This is a genomic window from Faecalibacterium sp. DFI.5.82, assembly GCF_029076575.1.
GTDB lineage: Bacteria > Bacillota > Clostridia > Oscillospirales > Ruminococcaceae > Faecalibacterium > Faecalibacterium duncaniae.
The window spans coordinates 1-339 of record NZ_JARFIS010000214.1; the positions used below are offsets into that span (position 1 = coordinate 1).

Here is a 339-nt window from a genome sequence, read left to right on the forward strand (position 1 = left end):
AAATAGACCTTGTGCACCGCCTTGGCCAGCCTGTGATCCCGCAGGGTGACAGTGCTGCCCTCGTTGATGTCCAGCCGGGTCAGCTCGGCATCCGGGTCGGGGAGAACCCGCTGCGTGCCATCGGCAGCCTCCAGCAGGACATCACAGAGCACGGGCTGGCCCTCGGGCAGCTCCTCGCAGCCATAAAGCTGCTCCTCAATGCGCAGAACGCGGTAGTTTTTTTCTTCCAACCTCTTCGACCTCTTTCGGGCAGATTGTTTCTTACATTATAAAACGGCAGCGGGGCCCCGTCAACGCTTGACAGCCCCGTGTGCCGCCTGATAAACTAGGCGCAAGGGA

Annotated in this window: 1 pseudogene; it reads right to left on the reverse strand. The window is 60.2% G+C overall.

Features of this window, described 5'->3' with window-relative positions:
* A pseudogene (locus P0G09_RS16300) lies at positions 1-230 on the reverse strand (hypothetical protein); the annotation flags it as partial.
* Between the last annotated feature and the right edge of the window lie 109 nt (positions 231-339).